4 protein-coding genes are annotated in these 3,920 nt (G+C 58.2%); 2 read left to right on the top strand and 2 right to left on the bottom strand.

Annotation, left to right across the window (positions count from 1 at the left end):
• A partial coding sequence (locus AC33YF_RS13120) for an ABC transporter substrate-binding protein (protein WP_491777657.1) occupies window positions 1-1,034 on the bottom strand: 1,034 nt, incomplete at its 3' end.
• A 287-nt stretch (window positions 1,035-1,321) separates the two neighbouring features.
• Here AC33YF_RS13120 and pedF point away from each other — a divergent pair.
• Together pedF and AC33YF_RS13110 are read left to right on the top strand one after the other, a co-directional pair.
• Complete coding sequence (gene pedF / locus AC33YF_RS13115) at window positions 1,322-2,047, top strand: cytochrome c-550 PedF (RefSeq protein WP_491777656.1); 726 nt, start codon at window positions 1,322-1,324, stop codon at window positions 2,045-2,047.
• Window positions 2,044-2,943: a substrate-binding periplasmic protein gene (locus tag AC33YF_RS13110; protein ID WP_491777655.1), complete on the top strand. Its 900-nt coding sequence runs from the start codon at window positions 2,044-2,046 to the stop codon at window positions 2,941-2,943. Before pedF ends, AC33YF_RS13110 begins: the two co-directional genes overlap by 4 nt.
• A 19-nt stretch (window positions 2,944-2,962) precedes the next feature.
• Here AC33YF_RS13110 and AC33YF_RS13105 read toward each other — a convergent pair whose 3' ends face one another.
• Complete coding sequence (locus AC33YF_RS13105) at window positions 2,963-3,706, bottom strand: vWA domain-containing protein (RefSeq protein WP_491777654.1); 744 nt, start codon at window positions 3,704-3,706, stop codon at window positions 2,963-2,965.
• Window positions 3,707-3,920: the final 214 nt, after the last annotated feature.

Genomic DNA, 3,920 nt, shown 5'->3' with positions numbered 1-3,920 from the left:
GATTGATGCAGAAAACCTTCAAGGGGCGCCTGAGAAACCACCGCCCTCGGGTGTGAGAGTGGAATTGGTTGACGCAATTGCCCGTTCCACGGCCGGAAACTGAGCTTGCGGCCTTTGTAACCAGCGAGCTCGAAGTCTCCGGATAAAATATAGGCACGCAGTACGGCCGGGTCGTTCGACTTTGTTTGAGTTACCGCCTCGCCAATTGCTCGCACGGCGACCCACGCCGCATAGTCAATCGGGCGCATCCACCGACCAGCCGCTCCCTTAAAGCGGCGTTGCAATTGCGCTGCGCCATGTTGCTCGACCGCGCTACTCCAAGCGTCGGGTCTGAGGCCTTCTGATCCCGCAACGGGACGGGGGATCCAACCGTTGTAGAGCAAGTAACGGCCAAAATCGCCGCGCTCGTCGGTAACAACGAGTAGATCGTGCTCGGGGAAGCTCTGAACAAACAAGGGAACTTCTTGAGCTGCGCTCCGGCGCATGTCTGCACCAAAGTCCCAGACCTGCCGGCCACGCACATCGATATCAAACTTATCGGCGCTCTTTTCGAGTGCCTCGGCAAAGGCTCTGTCTTCGGGCTCGGGGCCTTCGACAAGAGCCCATCGTGTCCACTTCTTCTGGACGGCGAATTGCGAAAGCGCGTCGGCCAGCATCGCGCGCGAAGGGACGGTATGCAGAAGGTTCTTGCGGCAAGACTTGTCGCGAAGAGCGACGTCAGCTTCGGATATATTGATCAGTAGTGCGTCTTTCGCTTCAGGCAGATCAGCGACTGCGAGCAAATCCTCGGAGGTCATGTTGAGCAAGAGCAGCCTTGTGCGTACGAGCAATTCGCGCGCTGCGACAAGTACGTCTGCCTCCTGCTTAACGATACGTTGTTCGAGAATGAATTCTTGGCCCAGGAATTTGCCGGACTTGTTGTTGTCCGCCACGCCGAGCTCGGCGCCGGCGAGTCCCTGGTCCGCCGGTATCGTCTCAAGGTTGGAGAGAACGGCCACGGGTGGCTTGACACGTTCCAAATAACCGATGGTCACTGCTAGTTCTGCGCTGACCGCAGATTTGCCGTCAGCAAAGAGCAATGCCAACCCAAGGCAAGCAGCTACAGAAAACTGGTACCACGACGACGATACTAAATGCTTCAAGCTCTCAGGCTCACTTTTCGAGTTTCCGGACCCCCCGGACTTGATCGTACTTGAGCCAACTTCATCTCTTGGACTTTAGTATTGTTAGACCAAACTCCATCTTCCGGTCTAGCGAGCCGGTCTGGTAAAACAAGCAAAAACAACGTGCAAAATTGATAGAGACATTCGGGAGGATGTTGATGATCACGCCCAAGCATTTGCTGCCGCTCGGCCTACTTGCTTCTGTAACTGCAGTCGTCTGGTCTTTCGCAACAATCGAACTTCGAGCGCACGGCGATGTGACGCCTCAGGCTGTCGACACGTCGGGGCTGCCCAGTCTTGGCGAAGAGTGGCTGGAAGAAAATCCGTGGCGCGATCCGAACGGCGAGTATTGGGAAGCGGCACTTGAAGTCGGTTCATCCGCGTACAATCAAAATTGTGCCCGTTGCCATGGATTGGGCGCGGTTTCCGGTGGTTTGGCCCCTGACTTGCGGAAGCTTGAGGCCAATATGTCCGGCGACGAGTGGTACCTTGAGAGGTTTAGGAATGGCTATACCCAGAACGGCATAACGAAGATGCCAGGTTTCGGCGAATTGCTGGGGCAGGAGGCCGCTTGGGCGATTAGAACGTACACGGAGACCCGGCCCGGTGAGAATGCGATGGAACCGCATTTGGACACGCTCCAAGGGCACCGCGATGCGTTGAACGAGCACGTTGCGTCCGGGAAATCAGCGGAAAGCAACGCAGAGCAACTGACCACCGTAAAGGATAGTCTTGTAGAGATTGCCGGAAAGCTCGAGACAGCATCGGGGGCGCCGAAAGCCGACTCCGCACCGAGGCGCGCCGCTGCCGCCTTGGACGGTAGTGACGCCGGTGTAGCGGCTGCCGCCGAAATCCTCACGATTGGATTGCCTGCGGCGAAATGATCTTTCTACTGGCTTTTCTGGCGCTCCTGACATTTGCGCAGCCGGTGGCCGCACAAAATTGTCCAGATGTTCAGTCTGGAATTGGCGCGAAGCAGAAACCTCAGAATGTGGGGCGGGACGTCATCGGCCAGAGCCTCGACGACATTGTCGCAAGAGGTTGGATCGTTATTGCCGTCTATGAGGATTACCCGCCTTACTCCTATTCCGAGGGAGGCAAACTCAAAGGCGTGGACATCGACATAGGCCGGCTGATCGCCGACGAGCTGGGCGTCGAGGCACGCTTCCTTGTCCGGTCGGCAGACGAGAATGTTGACGCTGACTTACGCAACAACGTCTGGCGCGGCCCGGTCGTAGGTGGCCCCGTTGCAAATGTCATGCTGCACGTCCCGGACGACCGCGTATTGGCATGTCGCAACGAACAAGTCGTGTTGAACGGCGCTTATTTCACTGAGAAAATCGGGATCGCCTACGATAAAGCCAAGTATCCCGATGGCGCACCTTCGCCCGCTTACTTCCGTTACGACCTGGTGGGCGTCGAAAACGATACGATCTCGGACTTCTACCTGTCGGGGCTAGCGAGAGGCCAAGTGCAGCCGAACGTCCGGCGGTATCCCGACTACACGAAGGCGATGGCGGAGCTACGCGCTGGCAACATTCCAGCGGTCATGGGACCGATTGGAGAGCTTGAGGTCGGGCTTTCGGACGGGTTGGCCATTCATACGCCGCCCTTGCCGGGCCTGGCCCGGGACTCCTGGACGCTCGGCGTGGCAGTCCGCCACAATTGGCGGCCACTCAGTTACGCGATCGACGACATCCTCGTGGCGGCCGTCAACGATGGGAAGATCGAGGAGATCTTCAAGCAACACGGTTTACGCTACGCGCCACCGGAGCTCTAGGCAGCGGAGTACGCGTGCTTCACCGCATTGGCGCGTTGAGGCTCTTCGACAATCGGGGGCAATCAAGTGTCTCCCTGAGCGCTTCAATCAGCTCGTCTTCGGAGTTGGCCTTCACGTAGATGCCGCCGCTCTCTTCGGCAAGACAGCCGAGTTCCGCCGCATGGTTGGCACCTCTCCATGAAAAACTATGGTAGCGAGAGGCAATGACATGGATTGTCAGTCCCTCCGCTACAGCGCGAAGGTCTTCGGCGAGTTGGCACGGAGTCCCACCGCACGTTTCCTCGCCATCCGTAACGACAACAATGACACCCCGCCTCCGCCGAAAATCGAGCGCATTCGCCGCTTCCTGAACGGCAGCTGTGAGAGGTGTATCTCCCGCGGGCACCATCTCGTTGACGGTATCCATGATCCGGGAGGTCGCATTTTGTGCGGGAGGAAAGTTCAGTTTGACATTGCACTGTTCCGCAGGGCCTGGACCATAGGTCACAAGTCCAACTCGGCGGTATTGCGTCGCGCTTGGCAGGACTTTTGCCAAGGCTGATCGCACCTCGTCGATACGAGGGGGTGCGTTGGCTATGCCCGGCGCTTGATTGCCCGACATGGAGCCTGACGCATCAAAAACAATCATGGCGTCATCGACACAGGTGCCACTGCCGTCGGGCTGCTGCGCCGCCGCAGGAGCCGTGACGCAAACGACCGAGATCATCGCGAGCCCAAAGGTTACGCCGCAGACTGCAGAGAATCGGCCACGTTGGGCGTGCATTCACCTACTCCAATTGATGAAACCACCAGACTGTAAGGCACCTTCCACGCCTATGGAACGCAGTCTATCCCAACGTCAGCTGGGCTCCGTAGATCAGCGCATGAGGCTGCAGGAAGCCACGCGGGGAACCGGCTGTCTGCAGGCGAGGGGCGGCCCTGCTTAGTGGGGTCAGCTCAACCGGTGCTACCGGTTGCCTACGTATCTGCTCTGAGTG

Source organism: Methyloceanibacter sp., assembly GCF_058506495.1.
Note: the sequence above shows the minus strand (reverse complement) of the source record. Positions and strands in the feature narration are given on the sequence as shown.